The organism is Cupriavidus sp. HMR-1, assembly GCF_000319775.1.
GTDB classification, from domain to species: domain Bacteria; phylum Pseudomonadota; class Gammaproteobacteria; order Burkholderiales; family Burkholderiaceae; genus Cupriavidus; species Cupriavidus metallidurans.
In genome coordinates, this window is the sequence record NZ_ANKP01000244.1 from 1 (window position 1) to 17,723 (window position 17,723).

General features: G+C 66.6%; 12 protein-coding genes. 8 read left to right on the forward strand and 4 right to left on the reverse strand.

Annotated elements, in window-relative coordinates; genetic code table 11:
* The 3 genes from D769_RS25680 to D769_RS25690 form a co-directional block, all read right to left on the reverse strand.
* Positions 1–903, reverse strand: a 903-nt coding sequence (locus D769_RS25680; protein ID WP_008650989.1) for a nitronate monooxygenase, incomplete at its 3' end; no start/stop codon positions are given.
* 28 nt (positions 904–931) lie between these two features.
* Entirely contained in the window at positions 932–2,173 is a 1,242-nt protein-coding gene (locus D769_RS25685) for a YbfB/YjiJ family MFS transporter (RefSeq protein WP_008650991.1), read from the reverse strand.
* Positions 2,166–3,053, reverse strand: coding sequence for a LysR substrate-binding domain-containing protein (locus D769_RS25690; RefSeq protein ID WP_017511822.1), 888 nt, complete (start codon positions 3,051–3,053; stop codon positions 2,166–2,168). The genes D769_RS25685 and D769_RS25690 overlap by 8 nt, the downstream gene beginning before the upstream one ends.
* 401 nt (positions 3,054–3,454) lie before the next feature.
* Here D769_RS25690 and D769_RS25695 point away from each other — a divergent pair, with 401 nt between their 5' ends.
* The 4 genes from D769_RS25695 to D769_RS25710 all read left to right on the forward strand — a co-directional run bounded on the left by D769_RS25695 (position 3,455) and on the right by D769_RS25710 (position 7,010).
* Entirely contained in the window at positions 3,455–4,009 is a 555-nt protein-coding gene (locus D769_RS25695) for a hypothetical protein (RefSeq protein ID WP_008650995.1), read from the forward strand.
* Between the two features lie 215 nt (positions 4,010–4,224).
* Positions 4,225–4,965, forward strand: a complete 741-nt coding sequence (locus tag D769_RS25700) for a response regulator (protein WP_008650998.1) — start codon at positions 4,225–4,227, stop codon at positions 4,963–4,965.
* A gap of 50 nt (positions 4,966–5,015) precedes the next feature.
* Complete coding sequence (locus D769_RS25705) at positions 5,016–6,314, forward strand: HAMP domain-containing sensor histidine kinase (protein ID WP_052018167.1); 1,299 nt, start codon at positions 5,016–5,018, stop codon at positions 6,312–6,314.
* A 279-nt stretch (positions 6,315–6,593) separates the two neighbouring features.
* Positions 6,594–7,010, forward strand: a complete 417-nt coding sequence (locus D769_RS25710) for an organic hydroperoxide resistance protein (RefSeq protein WP_008651001.1) — start codon at positions 6,594–6,596, stop codon at positions 7,008–7,010.
* A 32-nt stretch (positions 7,011–7,042) separates the two neighbouring features.
* Here D769_RS25710 and D769_RS25715 read toward each other — a convergent pair whose 3' ends face one another.
* Entirely contained in the window at positions 7,043–8,806 is a 1,764-nt protein-coding gene (locus D769_RS25715) for a sigma 54-interacting transcriptional regulator (protein WP_008651005.1), read from the reverse strand.
* A 173-nt stretch (positions 8,807–8,979) separates the two neighbouring features.
* On the opposite strand from D769_RS25715, the gene D769_RS25720 reads away from it, so the two are divergent.
* From D769_RS25720 to D769_RS25735, 4 genes are all read left to right on the forward strand, one after another.
* Entirely contained in the window at positions 8,980–10,527 is a 1,548-nt protein-coding gene (locus tag D769_RS25720; RefSeq protein WP_008651010.1) for a carboxyl transferase domain-containing protein, read from the forward strand.
* A 51-nt stretch (positions 10,528–10,578) separates the two neighbouring features.
* Positions 10,579–13,896, forward strand: coding sequence for a carboxyl transferase domain-containing protein (locus D769_RS25725; protein ID WP_008651011.1), 3,318 nt, complete (start codon positions 10,579–10,581; stop codon positions 13,894–13,896).
* Between the two features lie 82 nt (positions 13,897–13,978).
* The gene (locus tag D769_RS25730; protein WP_008651013.1) at positions 13,979–16,450 is read left to right on the forward strand and encodes a CoA transferase; all 2,472 of its coding nucleotides are present in this window, start codon (positions 13,979–13,981) and stop codon (positions 16,448–16,450) included.
* A complete protein-coding gene (locus D769_RS25735; protein ID WP_008651015.1) occupies positions 16,447–17,541 on the forward strand; it encodes a tripartite tricarboxylate transporter substrate binding protein in 1,095 nt (364 codons plus the stop codon). The genes D769_RS25730 and D769_RS25735 overlap by 4 nt, the downstream gene beginning before the upstream one ends.
* The last annotated feature ends 182 nt before the right edge of the window (positions 17,542–17,723 follow it).

A 17,723-nucleotide genomic window follows, 5' to 3' on the forward strand; every position in this document is an offset into this window, starting at 1 on the left:
TGCGGCGCCCAGCGCGGTAAGCCGGTTCGCGAAGCCGCGGGCGGTGCGGCCCGAGATGGCCTGCGTGAAGGTGGTCGGGCGCGGCTGTTCGGCGGTAAGTGCGGCAGCCAATGCGGCGCGATAAGCGGCATCGGCGGACGATTCCTGGGTGCCGACGAATGCCGTGCCAAGTTGCGCGGCCTGCGCGCCCAGCGCCAGTACCGCCGCGATGCCCGCGCCGTCCATGATGCCGCCCGCCGCAATGATGGGCAGGCTGGTGCGCTCGACCAGTACGCGCACCAGTGCCAGTGTCCCCAGTCCCTCGTCTTCGCCATATGCATCGAATACGCCGCGATGGCCGCCGGCTTCGATACCTTGCGCCACGATCGCATCGATGCCCGCCGCTTCGATCAGTCGCGCCTCCCGCAACGATGTGGCGCTGGCCAGCAGCACGATGCCCGCCGCGCGCAGCGCGTCGATCTTCTCCTGCGCGGGAAGCCCGAAGTGGAAGCTGACCACGGCAGGCTTTTCCTCGAGCAGCATCTGGAACATGGCCTCGTCGGTCAGGAATGTCTTGTAGATCTCGTTCAGGCTGGCAGGCGCGGCGGCGCCGAACTTCTTGAATTCCGGCGCGAGGTATTCGAGCCAGGCGCGCTCGCGCGCCGCATCGGGCGCGTCGGGGACATGGCAGAACAGGTTGATGTTGAACGGCTTGCTGGTCAGCGCGCGGGTTTCGCGGATCGCCTTGCGCGCGCCGTCCACGTTCATCGCGCCGACACCCAGCGAGCCCAGGCCGCCCGCTTCGGAAACGGCGGCCGCCATCGCTGGCGTGCTGACGCCGGCCATGGGCGCCTGAATGATCGGTGTGGAGAGGTTGAGCCGCGCGAGCAGGTTCTGACGCGGGCTGCGGGAGGTGGTGTTCATGGCGGATTCCCCGGTTGGAGTGTCGAGCTTACGAATGGGTCTGGTGGGTCTGGCGGGTCTGGCTGGGCTGGCTGGGCTGGCTGGGCTGGCGGATCTCGCAGATGCCGGCGGCGATCAGCAGGGCGGCGGAGGCGATCTCCATCGCGCCGTTGAAGCTGCCGCCGTGAGACATCAGGGCCGAGGCCATCAGCGGTCCCGCGATCTGGCCCACGCCGTAGGCGGCGGTCATGGCCGCCACCAGATTGAATCGGACCAGATGCGCCGCGTGTCGGGCGGCGGGTACGGCGATGGTCACGGTGCCGACGAACGTGCCGCCAACCAGCACCGCGCTCGCCAGATAGGCGGCCGCAGAGTGATTGATGGCCGGCAGCGCCACACCTACCGCCTGGACCACGAGGTTCCATTGCATGGCACGCCGCGTGCCCAGCCGTTCGTGCACCGTGTGCCACAGGAAGCAGGAGGGCACCGCTGCCAGCCCGAACATGGCCCAGATGTGAAGTGGATTGACGTCGTGGAGCGCGCCGTGGATCAGCAGTGGCAGATAGGTTGCGGTGATGATGTAGCCAAGACCTGCCAGGCCATAGCTGGCGACCAGCGGCCACGCGCCCAGCGCGTGCCGGGGCCGATGCTGGTGCGCCGCCGAAGCCGTGGCGGCTTGTGCCGAAGGCTGGCGGATCGGCCGCCATGCCAGTACCGACAGCGCTAGCGCGCCGACTGTCAGCACCAGCCACAGCACGCTGCTACCCGGTGTCGACAGATTGCCGATCGCGATCAGCTCGGCCGAAACCGCGATGCCCGTGCCCACGCCAGCAAAGAGCAGCGGGGCGCCATTGTGCCGGCCCACGACGTGCAATAGCCAGACCGAGGCGCAGACAAGGCCCACGGCGCTGGCCACGCCCGCAAGAAAGCGCAGCGCCACGAAAACGGCAGGCGGAATGGGCGCGGCGAGCACGAGGATGCACAGGACGGTGGCAACGAGCGCGGCGCGCGTCCAGTCGCTGGCGGTGCGCGCCGGGATCTTCGTGGCAAGCAGCGCGCCGGCCAGATAGCCCGCGTAGTTGGCGGAGGCCGCGAGCGAGCCGGTGCCAACGGACATGGCTCCTTCCTGGACCATCAGCGGATACATGCCGGTGAACGCGAAGCGGCCGAAGCCCATGACCACGGCCAACGCCAGCGCGGCGGCGACGGGTTCCTGCCACGATGCCGGCGTGGCGTGGCTACTGCCGCGCGCAACCGAAGACGGGTGCGGGGAATGCAGGCAATCAGACATGACGCAACTCCCGCTGGAATGCTTCAAAGGCCGACGTGGTGAATCCGGCGCGCTTGACCAGGAACGTGTGGGCGGGCCTGACCGGTACGGTCTGGAATTCGGCATGGTCGGGATGCAATGCCAGCAACGCGCGAGGCACGATCCCCACCGCCGACCCGGCGGCCACGGACGCGAGGATCGCGTGGTAGGACGGCATCTCCATGACCGACAGCGAGCGGCGTACCTCGTCGCCGCCTTCCTCCAGCCATTCCTCGGCGCAGCGGCGGTATGTGCAGCCACGCGCGAACGCGGCGAGGTGGCGCAACGTTACGTCCTGCGGACCGCGCACCTTCGGATGCGTGGCCGGCAGCACGAGCACCAGTTCCTCGGTCCGGATGAACGTGCCTTCCAGTCCGGCACCCATCTCCGCGATATCGAGATCGCGCGCGGCGCCCTTGCCAGGGTGCGCTACCACCGCGCAGTCCAGACGGCGATCCAGCACGGCGTCGACAAGGCTTTGCGTGGTGCCCGTCGTCAGATCGAGTTCGACGTCGGGCCAGGCGGCGTGATAGCGCCCGAGTGGCTTCGGCAGCAGGGTGGCGGCGGAACTCTCCATGGACCCCACGCGAAGCGTGCCGCTCGGCGTATCGGCCCGCATCGATTGGCGGGCTTCCTCGGCCAGCGCGAGCATCTGTTCGGCATAGCCAAGCAGCCGCTGGCCTTCAGGCGTCAAGGTCATCTTCTTGCTGTCACGCTGGAACAGCGCGACGCCGAGGCTTTCCTCGAGCTGCTTCACGCGCGTGGTGACGTTGGATTGCACCCTGTCCAGCACGCGCGCCGCCCGGGTGATGCTCTGTTCCCGGGCCACCGCGCGAAAGATCTCCAGTTCGGCCAGTTCCACGTTGCCTTCACATCGCACGCGCGATGTTCTCCTTTTGAGAATAAATATGAGATAAGTATTGTAAAAAGAGAATGACGTGTCAAGGTCTGCTTTTGGTGCCCAGTGACGAGGAAGCCAGTTCGTGCAGGCGCCTCGACCCACAGAATCGGACAGGCAAGCGGCACCTTTGGAGCCAGGGCGACGATATCCATCGCCTGCGCGTCACATTTCCACATGGTTTTGTATCGCTGTGTATCTGGCGCCGGCGCAGATACGTGCGGTCACTGAAACCCCACATTTGCGCTACGGGCGCGATACATCGGTCTCCTTGAATACGTTGCGTGGCCCACGGCGAACCGCAACGAAGCGATCCCGGGGCACGCAGTTACCAACCCGATCCCGCTACTTCAAGGAGCATCATCATGACCTCGACCACCACCAAGCGTTTTGTTTTCGCGATCGCCCTGGCCGCTGCCGCCGCAGGCGCCCAGGCAGCTGGGCTTTCCCATGCCGGCGCGCGCGACCCGTTCACGGACGGTGCCCGTTCCGTGCAAGACGCGCGTGACGTGTACAGCGAGGGCGCGCACGGCGTGCAGGACCCGCGCAGCCCGTACACCGACGGCGCCCGCAACGTCGACACTTTCACCGACGGCGCCCGCACGCTGGCAGGTCTGGACCGCACCGGCGTATCCGCCGATCCGGCACGCTCGGTCGATCCGTACCTCGACGGTGCCCGCACGCTGGCAGGTCTGGACCGCACCGGCGTATCCGCCGATCCGGCGCGCTCGGTCGATCCGTACCTCGACGGTGCCCGCAGACTGGCAGGTCTGGATCGCACCGGTGTGTCCGCCGATCCGGCACGCTCGATCGATCCGTACCTCGATGGCGCCCGCACGCTGGCAGGTCTGGACCGCACCGGTGTATCTGCTGCTCCGGCGCGCTCGATCGATCCGTACCTCGACGGCGCCAATGCCTGAGCGACGGAGGCCCGCAGGCGCATCCCCGGGGCCTCGTCGACGCCGGCCCCCTGAGCTATCAGCATGGCGCGGGCGGCCGGCAGATTTGCAACGATTCCTGTATAAGACGGCTCCAGATAGAGAGCGATACAACGCGTCGCCTAAAGTGCTACACAAAGGCGCTGCACAATGGGCGGCATGGGGATGAATGCCGACTGTACCGAGGGGAGCCAGGAATGATCCGGCCTGACCATATTCTGATCGTCGATGACGACCGCGAGATCCGTGAGCTTGTTGCGACCTATCTCGATCGCAACGAAATGCGTGTCACGCTTGCGGCGAACGGGCGAGAAATGCGCACCGCGCTGGAGAAGGGGTCGGTCGACCTCATCGTGCTGGACCTGATGATGCCAGGCGAAGACGGCCTGGCCCTGTGCCGCGACTTGCGCGCCGGGCCACACAAGACCACTCCCGTACTGATGCTGACGGCCCGCAATGAGGAAGCCGATCGCATCCTCGGGCTGGAAATGGGCGCCGACGACTACCTCGTCAAGCCATTCGCCGCGCGCGAGCTGCTGGCGCGGATCCGTTCCGTGCTGCGGCGCACGCGCATGTTGCCGCCGAACCTGCAGATCACCGAGGCCGCCACGCTGCTGGCATTCGGTGACTGGCGGCTCGATACCACGGCACGCCATCTGCTCGACGAGAACGATGTGCTGGTGGCGCTGAGCGGCGCGGAATACCGGCTGCTGCGGGTCTTTCTCGACAACCCGCAGCGTGTGCTCAGCCGCGACCAGCTATTGAATCTCACACAGGGGCGCGACGCCGAACTGTTCGACCGTTCGATCGACCTGATGGTCAGCCGGTTGCGCCAGCGGCTGCGCGACGACGCCCGCGAGGCGCGTTACATCAAGACCGTGCGCAATGGCGGCTATGTGTTCACGGCGATCGTCGAGGTACGCGAGGAGCGGACGTGACTCACGCGAGCGCGCTGCGCGCATGGCCGCGCTCCCTGTTTGCCCGGCTGATGGTGATCCTGCTGGTCGGATTGGCGTTGGCGCAGGGGCTTTCCTTCGCGCTCGTGCTGAAAGAGCGCGAAGGCGCGGCCGATCGGCTGATGCTCTCGAACCTGGAGCAGGATGTGGCGAGTTCAGTGTCGATTCTCGACATGATGCCGGCGGCCGAGCGGCCGCGCTGGCTCGGCAAGCTCGAGCGCAAGAACTACAGCTACCAGCTCAACGCGGGCGTCAGCGGTGACGAGCCGCCGCGCGAGGCCCTGTCGCGGCAGGCGGTGGACACCATCACGCATGCGCTGCAAGGCCGCTACACGGTGCATGCGAATGCCGTGTCGGGCGACGCGGAGCACTTCCAGGTGCATATCCACCTGAGTGACGGCAGCCCGCTCACCATCGACATTCACCCGGCGCCCAAGCCACTGGCCATGTGGCTGCCCGCATTGCTCGCGGTGCAGCTTGTATTGCTGGGCGTCTGCGCCTGGCTCGCGGTGCGGGTGGTGACGCACCCGCTGAAGCAACTGGCCAGCGCGGCCGAAAACCTCGGTCCCGATCTCAAGGCCGAGCAGATTCCCGAATCAGGGCCGATGGAAGTGGCACATGCCGCGGCGGCTTTCAACGCCATGCAGCAGCGTATTGCTGGATACCTTGCCGAGCGGGTGCAGATCCTCGCCGCTATTTCGCACGACCTGCAGACCCCGATCACGCGAATGCGACTGCGACTGGACTTGATGGAGCCATCGGACACGCAGGAGCGCTTTCTTCAGGATCTGCGCGAGATGGAGCAGCTTGTGCGCGAAGGTGTGACCTATGCGCGCACGTTGCACGGCAGCTCGGAAACGCCGGTGCGCGTGGACGTCGATGCCTTCCTGGACAGCCTTGCGTTCGACTATCGCGATGGCGGGCAAGCGATCGAGGTGGAGGGCAAGGTCGGGGCGCCCATCGAGACGCGGCCGCAGGCATTGCGGCGCATCCTGATGAACCTGATCGACAACGCGCTCAAGTTCGGCAACGAGGTGCGTGTCGCTGTCTCGCGCGAGGCAGGCGGCAATCTGGCGATTGCGGTGCAGGACCGGGGTCCGGGCATTCCCGAAGCCGATCTCGAACGGGTCATGCAGCCGTTCTATCGCGTCGAGACGTCGCGCAACCGGGGTACCGGCGGCACCGGGCTGGGTTTGGCGATTGCCCAGCAACTGGCGCGTGCCATGGGTGGGCATCTGGTGCTGTCCAATCGCGAGGGCGGTGGCTTGCAGGCGACGCTTACGTTGCCACTTGCATCATCGGCCCCGGCGCAGCCTGCCGCGCGTCACTGACGCGACTGGTGACGGTGCGGCCATTGCCGCGCCGTCTCACCGCTTTCCCGCTATACCGCTCCACTGTTTTGTATCTCTCTGTATCGCAATGCCACGCCGATACGTGCGCACACGAAACCGGCCGATCCTGGCTACGGCGCTGATACATCCACCCGCTTAAATGCTCCTGTACGCAGCACGGCACGCATCGCAAACCGTGCAGGCGGCACCTTCGACATCAACCTATATGGCCCGGCAGCAATCCGGGTCAGAACGTTCATCCGATACCAGGAGCCCAGCATGACCAAGATCGAAAAAGTCCTCTACACCGGCAAGACCCACACCACTGGCGGCCGTGACGGCGCCGCGCGCAGCGACGACGGCAGGCTCGATATCCGCCTGACGCCCCCGGGCGCGGCAGGTCACGGCACCAACCCCGAGCAACTGTTCGCGGCCGGCTGGTCGGCCTGCTTCATCGGCGCGCTCGGCAAGGCGGCACAGGCGCGGAAGATTGCACTGCCCGCTGGCGTGGCCGTCGATGCGGAAGTCGACCTCGGCATGGCTGGCGATCAATATTTCCTGCAGGCACGGCTCAACGTGAACCTGCCGGGGTTCGACCGGGCCACCGCCCAGGCGCTGGCCGAGGATGCGCATCAGCGTTGCCCGTACTCGAAGGCCACACGCGGCAATATCGATGTCGTGATCAATGTGGTGTGAATGGCGTGGTGTGACTGGCGTGGCGGGCCGGGTTAGCCACCCGGCCCGCGCTCCAGAATCTTGTACAGGTGGGAGCGCGAGATCCGCAGTTGCTCGGCGGCGCGCTTCTTGTTGCCGCCGTGGCGTGAAATGGCCTCAAGCACCGCCGCATAGGCGAGTTCGCTCATGCCGGCGGACAACGCGCCGGATGGCGGGGCTGCAGGCAGCGACGATGCGTAGGACACTGGCGGTTCGATCCCAGCACTGCTCTGCGCACTGTTCCCCGCACCTGGCGGCAGCGGTGCCTCATCCGGCTGGGCACTGGCGGCCACCGGCACGATTGCTGATTCCCCGCGCGAGAAGTCCGTCACGCGCAGCGTGCGGCCATCGCAGAACACCAGTGCTTCCTCGATGCGTTGCCGCAACTGGCGCACATTGCCGGGCCACGGCTGGCTGGCGATATGCCGGGCCACGTCCTGGTCGATCGCGGGGGCGGGGATGTTGTTGCGCTGGCAGAACGCGTTGACGAAGTGATGCAGCAGCGCGGGAATGTCCTCGCGCCGCTGGCGCAGTGAAGGAATACGCAGCACCACGCCGCTCAGCCGGTAGTAGAGGTCGAGGCGGAAACGCCCGGCGTCGATCAGCGCGGGTATATCGCGGTTGGTGGCGGAGATCAGGCGGAAATCCACCCGTTCCGGTCGATGGCTGCCCAGCCGTTCGACCATGTGGTCCTCCAGCACGCGCAGCAGCTTGACCTGCACCTCCATCGGCACGTCGGCCACTTCATCGAGAAACACGGTGCCGCCGGCTGCAGTCGCCAGCTTCCCGGCCTGTCCTTTGCGCTGGCTCCCCGTGAAGGCACCCGGCACATGGCCGAACAGTTCCGATTCGATCAGCGTGGCGGGCAGGGCGGCCAGGTTCAGGCTGACCAGCGGCCGTTCGCGCGCGGGCTCGCTGCCTGCAGCGTGAATGGCGCGGGCCACCAGTTCCTTGCCGGTGCCGCTTTCGCCCAGGATCAGCACTGGCACGTCCAGACGTGCCACGGTCTCGATCTCGCGGCGCAGTCGCTGCATCGGCGCGCTTTCCCCGATCAAGCCGTATGGCGATGGGCTTTCACGCAAGCCATCCAGTTCGCGCCGGTAACGCACGACCTGAGAGCGCAGCTCCGACAGTTCTTCGTGCATTCGCGTAATGGCTTCCGGTCCCTTGAACATGATCTGCCCGATGGCGCCAACCACTTCGCCGGCCTCGCGGATAGGGATGCGGTTGACCACGCGTGTCACGCCGTTCATCTGCTGCAGTTGCCCGATTTCGGCCTTGCCACTGGCCGCTACCTGGGGCAGCCGCGAATTCGGGATGACGTTCGCGGCCGGACGCCCAATGCCTTCGCCGGTGTTCAGGCCGAGGAATTTCTCGTGGACCGGGCTGACGTAGCGCACCTGTCCGGCGCGGTCCGCCACGACGATGGCTTCGTATGGGCTGGTCAGGAAGTGGTCGAGGATCGCACCAGCGAACGGCACCGAGCCCAGGAAATCGAACAGCGCCGTGCTCGCGTCCGCGCGATGCAGAAGGATCAGTCGATGCTGGTCGTCTTCCTGGCACAGGCCGATGTAGCGGTGGAGGCCCGTCTCGACGGGGAAGAGCCGCCGCCCGGTTTCCCGGTCCGCCGACTGCGCCCATGCCTGCTCGGCCGCATCCGCGATGTTGCTGTCGGCGCACACGCCGACAGCGGCCACCCGGCCGCCGTCGCGGGATAGCACCAGTGCGCCGAGCGCGACGGCTTCGGTGGCCGGACGCTGTGTGTTCTCTGAGGACACTGCCTGTCTCCATGTGTGTCCTCGTTGAGGACGCGAGCTGTCGTTATGGCGGACATGATAGTGGCGACTGAGAAAATCCTCAATGAAATCATGGTGCTGGCGAGTGTCTTCGGGGTGGCATGGATCGTGCGCTAGTGGAGTCAATGCGTACGCCGCCAAAGAGGAAACACGCCGTGACCTGGCAACCAGAGATTGATGAACTTGCCTACCGGAGGCGACTGGCCGCCCGCATGGGCGGTGAGGAAAAGGTGGCGCGCCATAAGGCGGCCGGCAAGCTTTCCGTGCGGGAGCGGATTGCCGGTATCGCCGATCCCGGTACGTTCCGGGAGGTTGGCGGACTGAGCGGCAGCGGCCGCTACGACAGCAACGGCCGGCTCGTGGACCTGGTGCCGTCCAACCTGGTGATGGGCCGGGCGAATGTCGGCGGGCGCCCGGTGGTGCTCGTGGGCGATGACTTCACCGTGCGTGGTGGCGCCAATGACGGCGCGGTGGGCGACAAGCTGATCCACGCGGAGAAGATGGCCCATGACCTGCGCCTGCCGATGGTGCGGCTGGTCGATGGCACGGGCGGTGGCGGCTCGGTGCGCAATGTCGAGATCAAGGGCCATACGCTGATCCCCACCATGAAGGTGTGGGAGCACGTGGTCGAGAACATGGCCGTGGTGCCCGTAGTGTCGCTTGCACTGGGGTCGGTGGCGGGCATGGGCGCGGCGCGCGTGGCAGCCAGCCACTACTCGGTGATGGTCCGCGAGACGTCGCAGCTCTTTTATGCCGGCCCGCCAGCGGCGGCGCCCAATGAGCAGGGGCTGACGAAGAACGAACTGGGTGGCAGTCACATCCACAGCCGCAATGGCGTGGTCGATGACGAGGTGGCCACCGAGCAGGAGGCGTTCGCGCGGGCGCGTGATTTTCTGTCTTACCTGCCGGCATCGGTGCACGAACTGCCGCCGCGTGTGACACCAGCAGACGACCCCGCCCGCCGTGATGAATGGCTGCTGGCCGCCATCCCGCGTGATGGCCGGGCGACGTACGAGATCCGTCCGATCCTGGAAGCACTGGTCGACGCTGGCTCCTTCTTCGAGATCGGCAGGCACTGGGGCTGCGCCATCGTTACGGGCCTGGCCCGGCTCGATGGTTGGCCGGTGGCGGTGGTTGCCAGCGATCCGCGCGTGCAGGGTGGCAGTTGGGATAGCGATACCGCCGAGAAATTTACGCGCATTGTCGATCTGGCCCAGGCGTTCCACCTGCCCGTGGTGAATCTGGTGGACACCCCCGGATTCCAGTCCGGCCTGGACGCTGAGCGAGCCGGTACCACACGGCGCGGTGTACGCGCGCTGGCGGCGGTCTATCAGGCCACCGTGCCGTGGTGCTCGATCATCCTGCGCCGCGCGTATGGCGTGGCGGCCGCCGCGCATCAGCACATGGGGCGCTTCAATTTCCGCTACGCCTGGCCATCAGCCAACTGGGGCGAGGTGCCGATCGAAGGCGGGCTGGAAGTTGCCTACAAGTCCGAGATCGAAGGGGCGGACGACCCGGTGCAGAAACGCGCCGAGATCATGTTGCGCGTGCGCAGCCTGACCTCGCCGTTCCGCAGCGCGGAGGCCTTTGTCATCGAAGACATCATCGATCCGCGTGAAACACGTGCGCTGCTGTGCGAGTTCGCCAATCTGGCGGCGCCGCTGCGCGAGGCAGGCGTGAGCCGGTTCGGCATCCGGCCCTGATTGACGTACGAACTGAATTCCCAAGACAGAAGCAGAAACGAGGAGACTGAATTGAAGAAGCTGTTGATCGCCAACCGCGGAGAGATCGCATTGCGCGTCCAGCGCGCCGCACGCGACCTGGATATCGGCACCGTCGCGGTGTACTCGCAGGACGACGCGGGCTGCCGGCATCGGATGCTGGCCGACGAGGCCATTGCGCTGGACGGTGCAGGCCCGGCTGCGTACATCGACATCGCGGGAATCATCGCTGTCGCGAAGGCATCGGGCAGCGATGCCGTACACCCGGGCTACGGTTTTCTGAGTGAGCGGGCCGATTTTGCGCAGGCGTGCATCGATGCCGGCATCCGGTTCGTCGGACCGACGGTCGAGCATCTCGCTCTGTTTGGCGACAAGGGCCGCGCGCTGCAACTGGCGGCCGAGTGCGACGTGCCGGTCATGCCCGCCACGCATGGCGGCGCGTCTCTGGAGGAGATCGAACGCTTCTTCGATGCCCAGGGCGACGCCGGCATCGTCATCAAGGCGGTTGGCGGTGGCGGCGGGCGCGGTATGCGCGTGGTGCGCAGACGCGAGGATCTGGCGGAGGCTTATGCGCGCTGCCGGTCCGAGGCCAGTTCCGCGTTTGGCGTGGATGCGCTGTACGCCGAGCGGCTGGTCAGCCGGGCACGCCATATCGAAGTGCAGATCGCTGGCGACGGCCAGCACGTTATCGCGCTCGGCGAGCGGGACTGCACGCTGCAGCGCCGTTTCCAGAAACTGGTGGAGATTGCCCCGAGCCCGGTGCTCAAGCCGGAGCTGCGCGCGGAGATTATCAAGGCCGCGCTGCGGCTGGCGCGTCGCGTCAACTACCAGAGCCTGGGCACGTTCGAATTTCTGGTCGAGGAAAGCGAGTCGGGCGAGCAGAAGCGCTTCGTCTTTATCGAAGCCAATCCCCGGCTGCAGGTGGAGCACACCATCACCGAGCAGGTGACCGGCGTGGATCTCGTGGCGCTGCAGATCGGGCTGGCCTCGGGGCGGACGCTTGCCGAGCTTGGACTCGATCCGGCTTCGCCGCCGCAACCCCGGGGCTATGCGATCCAGGTGCGCGTCAATGCCGAAATGACCGATGCGCAAGGGCTGGCGCGTCCAGCATTTGGCCGTCTGGAGCGTTTCGAGCCGCCCGCCGGTCCTGATGTACGGGTGGACTCCCACGGCTACGCTGGCTACGAGCCGTCGCCGAACTTCGACACCCTGCTGGCCAAGCTGATCGTGAGCAGCGCCGCACCCGGGTTCGAAGCTGCCGTGCGCCGGCTGCAGCGCAGCCTCGCGGAATTCCGCATTGTTGGCGTGCCGACCAACCTCAACCTGCTGCGGGCGCTTGCCCAGCGCGAGGACTTCCTGACGCAGGACGTCCACACGCGGCTTTTCGAGTCGATCCTGCCGGCGTTGATGGCGTCGGCGGAAACCATCGCCGAAGCCGAGCGCGCGCAGGACGCGCGTTTCGGCGGCGCATCCCATGCAACGCCCGCCCACGCGACCCGCGCGCCGGAGGCCGAAGAGGAATTGGAAGAAGGGCTCGTGGCGATCCGTGCGCCGCTGACTGGCCGCGTGGTCGACATCCCGGTGCAACTGGACGAGATCGTCAAGCCGGGGCAGACGGTGGCCGTGCTCGATGCGATGAAGATGGAGCACGCGATTGTCGCGCCGTGCGCGGGCCGTGTGGTCGATCTGCGCCCGGAGAAGGGTGCGCTGGTGTCCGAAGGCCACATGCTGATCGTGCTCGAGCAGGCAGAGGCCGACGGCGTGGCCGTGGATGCCGCGCGGAATGTCGATCCGAATGCGATCCGAGCGGATCTGCAGCGTGTGCTGGACCGGCACGCCTATCTGTATGACGCGGCGCGTCCCGATGCCGTCGCCAAACGCCGTTCGCGCGGGCAGCGCACGGCGCGGGAGAACATCGCCGACCTGTGCGATGGCGACTCCTTCGTGGAATATGGCGCGCTCGCGCTGGCCGCGCAGGCATCCCGCCGCAGCAAGGAAGACCTGATCGTCAACACGCCCGCGGATGGCCTGATCACCGGTATCGGCGAGATCAACCGCGAGCTGGTTGCGAAGGAACGGGCACGCAGCGCGGTGATGGCGTACGACGCCACGGTGCTGGCCGGCACGCAGGGCAAGCGCAATCACATCAAGACGGACCGTATCGTCGAGGTGGCGCTCCGTGATGAATTGCCGCTCGTGCTGTTTGCCGAGGGTGGCGGCGGGCGGCCTGGTGACGTGGATTTCCCGTCCGTCTCCGGCCTGTATCAGCCGTCGTTCGCGGCGTTCGCCGAACTCAGCGGACACGTGCCGGTGGTCGGCATCGTGTCGGGCCGTTGCTTTGCCGGCAATGCGGCGTTCCTGGGCTGCTGCGATGTGATCATCGCCGATCGCTCGGCGAACATCGGCATGGCCGGGCCGGCGATGATCGAGGGCGGCGGCCTTGGCATCTTCCGTCCGGAAGACGTGGGTCCCGCGTCGGTGCAGTTCGCCAATGGCGTGGTCGACGTGCTGGTCGAGAACGAGGCCGAGGCGGTGGTGGTCGCCAAGCACTACCTGTCGATGTTCCAGGGCCGCGTGGCGCACTGGAGCGCGCCTGACGCGCTGGCGTTGCGCCAGGTCGTGCCCGAGAACCGCCTGCGCGTGTACGACACCCGCAAGGCCATCGAAGGCATCGCCGACGTCGGCAGCGTGCTGATGCTGCGCGGCGGGTTCGGCGCGGGCATTCACACCGCGCTGGCCCGTGTGGAGGGGCAGCCGGTCGGCATCATGGCCAACAACCCGTATCACCTTGGTGGCGCGATCGACGCGGATGCCGCGGACAAGGCAACGCGCTTCATGCAACTCTGCGATGCGCATGGCTTGCCGATCATCTCGCTGATCGATACCCCGGGGTTCATGGTCGGACCCGAGATCGAGGCCCAGGCCCAGGTGCGTCACGTGTCACGGATGTTCCTGGCTGCCGCCAAGCTGCGCGTGGCGCTGCTGGCCGTCACGCTGCGCAAGGGCTACGGCCTCGGCGCGATGGCGATGGCAGGCGGTGGTTTCCGCTCGGCAAACTTCACGATCTCGTGGCCCACCGGCGAATTCGGTCCGATGGGGCTGGAGGGTGCGGTCAGGCTCGGCTTCAAGAAGGAACTTGAAGCGGTGCCCGATGGCCCGGAGCGCAAGGCGCTGTTCGACAAGCTGGTGGCGCAGTCCTACGAGCGTGGCCACGCGATCAACACGGCCGCAGCGGTGGAGATCGATGCCGTGATCGACCCAGCCGAGACGCGCAAATGGATCGCCCAGGGCATTGCCTCGGCTGATGTCCGCAGCCGCAGGGCGCGCCAGTCGTTCGTCGATGCATGGTGAGCGTGGTGATTGTCACTGTGATGAGTGAAACGCGGGCACTGTTCGGCAGGCCCGATCCACGTCCACACGCGAGGGATTCAAGATGAAGGATGCTGCTGCCCCGGCGCCGCTTGCGCTGGGTGGGCTGCGCGTACTCGAGGTCGGCACCGGTCCGGCGCTTGCGTACGCGGGCAAGTTGTTCGCCGATTTCGGCGCCGAAGTCATCAAGGTCGAGCGCCCGGAGGGCGATGTCTGGCGGCAGATGCCGCCGCTGGTTTCCGGTGCCGAAGCGCAGCCGGAAAGCGCGCTCTTCGCCTGGCTGAACACCAACAAGCGCAGCGTGACCGCTGATTCGGCAGATGCCGCTGACCGCGCGTGGCTTGCCCGGCTGGCAAGAACCTGCGACGTTGTTCTCGATGCCCGCGCGCTGATCGAAGGCGTGGGCGTGCTGTCCGCACCCGTCTGGGCCGCGGCCGCAGACGCAGAGGGCAACGGGGGGCACGAGCCAATCGAGGTCGCGCTCACGTGGTTCGGCGAAAGCGGACCATATAGCGAGTTCGCGGGTTCGGAAGCCGTGTGCCGCTGCCTGGCTGGCGCCGTGCACGGAAGCGGTCCGGTGGACGGGCCGCCGCACATGCCGCACGACGTGCAGACCGCGATCGTGGGTGGGCTGATGGCGTACTCGGCTGCGGTGGCCGCCCTGATCGGCGGTGCGCAAGGCAGCCGTCGCTATGTGCTGAGCCTGCATGAAGCGGTGTTCAGCGTGGTCGAGATGGAAGCCGGCATGGTGCCCGACAAGCGGCACCCGCTGCGCCGTCTGGGCGTCAACCGTTTCTGCGGCACGCATCCGGCCGGTATCTACGAGACCGCATCGGGCTGGATCGGCATCTTCACGCACACGCTGCCACAGTGGACGGCGCTGTGCGAAGCCATCGGACGGCCCGAACTGGCCCGCGACCCGCGTTTCGCGAACGGCCAGGAGCGCATGAACCGGGCCGACGAGATCGACGCCATCCTGATCCCGGCGTTCCGCACGCGCACGGCGCAGGCGTGGTTCGAGCTGCTCGGGGACATGAAGCATCCCACCGTGCTGGTGCCAACGATGCAGGAACTGCTCGGCCAGGCGGTGCACCGGGAACGTGGGGCGTTCGTGCCGGTGCGAATCGACGGGACGACGTTCGAAGGTCCCGTGGTGCCACTCCGGCTCGACGCAGCGGGTCCGCTGGCCGGTGGCGACGCGCCGCTGAAGGGCGCGGACGATGCGTTCTATCGCGCGTCGGGTCTCGATCATCGACCGCTGCGCCAGCTTCAGCGCGCCACCACGGCCAAGGGTCCGCTGGAAGGCATCCGTGTCATCGACCTGACGATGGGCTGGGCCGGGCCGCTTGCATCGCGCACGCTGGCCGATTTCGGCGCCGAGGTCATCAAGGTCGAGAGCACGAGCTACCCCGACTGGTGGCGCGGCGCGAACTTCACCGAGGAGTTCTATCGGGAGCGGTTGTACGAGAAGAACTCGAACTTCAACCTGATGAACCGCAACAAGCAGGGCATCACGCTCGACCTGACGCGCGAGGAGGGCAAGCGGCTGTTGCTCGAACTGGTGGAGGGCGCGGACGCCGTCATCGAGAACTACTCGGCGGAGGTGTTGCCGAAGCTCGGGCTTGACTACGAGGCCTTGCGCGCCCGGAACAAGCGGTTGGTCATGGTGTCGATGCCGGCCTTCGGGCTCGGCAACGCGTGGAGCAATACCCGGGCCTACGGCGGCACGCTCGAACAGGCCAGCGGGCTGCCGCTCTACACCGGGCACCCGGATGGGCCGCCCGCCATGACCTCCTATGCCTACGGCGACCCGATTGGCGGGCTGAACGCGGGTGCGGCGATGCTGCTGGCGCTGTTCGCGCAGCAGACCACGGGCGAGGGGCGGCACGTCAACCTGTCGCAGGTGGAGGCCATGCTGCCGATGGCCGCGCCGTTCATGATCGAGCAGTCGATCTCCGGAGCGGTATCGCCGCGACAGGGTAATCGTCATCCGATGCTGTTTCCGCACGGGTGCTTCCGCTGCGACGGGGACGATGCGTGGGTCGTCCTGTCCGCCACGGACGCGCACTGGCCCGCCCTTTGTCGCGTCATTGGGCGGGACGATCTCGCCGCTGACGCGCACCTCGCCAGCGTGTCTGGCCGACGCGCGCGGGGGAATGAGATCGACGCGGCAATCAGCGCCTGGTGCGCGGGCCGCGATCCGGAGGCAGCGATGCAGACGCTGCAGCAGGCCGGTATCCCGGCGGGCGTGGTGCGTCCCATGTCGCAGGTACTTCAGGATGCCCATCTGCACGTACGCGGATTCTGGCGCGACATTGACCGTGCCCATAGCGGGCCGTACAGGGCCACGACCGCCTGGTTCCGCGCGGGCAGCGAGCCGCAGGCAATCCGATACGCCGCCCCAACGCTTGGAGAGCACACCGAATCGGTGCTGGCGCGCGTGCTCGCGCTCGGCCCGGCTCAGATCGCGGAACTGGAGCGTATCGGCGTGACAGGGAAAACCGCGCAGCCCAAGGTATCGAAGGGGCGCGCATGACGCAGGAACTCAGCAGGACCACCGAGAACGACATCGAGAACGACAAGGAGACACACATGAAAGAACGCGAAATCACCGCACGCCGCCGCGCCATCAAGGGCGGGATGAAGCTGGTGGCAGCGGCGCTGGCCGTCATGGCAGGGACGATGGCGGCGCCGGCTGGCGCGCAGACGGCCACACAGACGGCCAACTGGCCCAACAAGCCGATCCGGATCGTCGTGCCGTTCCCGGCAGGGTCCACCACCGATACCGTCGCGCGCGTGCTGTCGGAGCAGCTCAGCAAGTCGCTGGGGCAGCCGGTCATCGTCGAGAACAAGCCGGGCGCGAACGGCCTGATCGGCGTTGCCGAAGTCGCCAAGTCGCCCGCGGACGGTTATACGCTGCTGGTCACGAACTCGAGCAGCATCACCATCAACCCGCAGGTGTACAAGCGGAGCAACTACAAGCCCAAGGATCTGGCGCCGGTCGCGCTGGTAGTGGAGGCGCCGTTCGTGCTGGTGGCGAACCCCGAGTGGGCAAAGAAGAACAGTATCGGTTCGGTTGGCGATCTGGTTCGCTATGCCACGCGCAATCCGGGCAAGCTCAGCTATGGCTCGGCGGGGCCGGGCAACATCGCGCATCTGAGCTTCGCCATGCTGAACAACCGCGAGAAGATCCAGACCACGCACGTGCCGTACAAATCGGCCTCGCAGGCGGAGATGGCTGTGATCAGCGGTGAACTGGAGACTGCCTTCGACGCGTGGAACGGGCTGCCGCAGATCAAGGCTGGCAAGCTGAAGCCGCTTGCAGTGACGTCGCCCAAGCGGATGCCGCAGTTGCCAGACGTGCCGTCGCTGGAGGAAGCCGGTGTCAAGCCGTTCGATGTCAGCTTCTGGCTCGGCATGCTGGCGCCGGCCGGCACGCCGCCGCAGATCGTGCAGAAGCTGTATGAGATCACCAAGGGTCTGGCCAACGATGCCCGTGCAAAGTCTGTCCTGAGTCAGCAGGGTGAAGTCGTCATGATCGACCCGGCGAACTTTGCCAAGCGCATCGAGAAGGAAGATGCCAACTGGGCAGTGGTGATTCAGCGCGAGGGCATCACCCTGGACTGACGCGCCGTTGATGTACTGCTGACGCACTATGGGTGACGGGCCAGCCGGGTATGCCAATCGTTCGGCGACGATGGGCATGTCCGACTGGCTGCGGCGCATCGGGATGAAATCGAGCCCGATTTGATATGTGTCGTACCCGTTCGTTTCATCCTCCAAAGCGGTTGATAGCTATCAACACCTGG

Coding starts and splice junctions, on each gene's coding strand:
- D769_RS25730 (WP_008651013.1), top strand. CDS start 13,979: ATGAAGGATGCTGCTGCCCCGGCGCCGCTTGCGCTGGGTGGGCTGCGC.
- D769_RS25710 (WP_008651001.1), top strand. CDS start 6,594: ATGACCAAGATCGAAAAAGTCCTCTACACCGGCAAGACCCACACCACT.
- D769_RS25735 (WP_008651015.1), top strand. CDS start 16,447: ATGACGCAGGAACTCAGCAGGACCACCGAGAACGACATCGAGAACGAC.
- D769_RS25700 (WP_008650998.1), top strand. CDS start 4,225: ATGATCCGGCCTGACCATATTCTGATCGTCGATGACGACCGCGAGATC.
- D769_RS25695 (WP_008650995.1), top strand. CDS start 3,455: ATGACCTCGACCACCACCAAGCGTTTTGTTTTCGCGATCGCCCTGGCC.
- D769_RS25705 (WP_052018167.1), top strand. CDS start 5,016: ATGGTGATCCTGCTGGTCGGATTGGCGTTGGCGCAGGGGCTTTCCTTC.
- D769_RS25685 (WP_008650991.1), bottom strand. CDS start 2,173: ATGTCTGATTGCCTGCATTCCCCGCACCCGTCTTCGGTTGCGCGCGGC.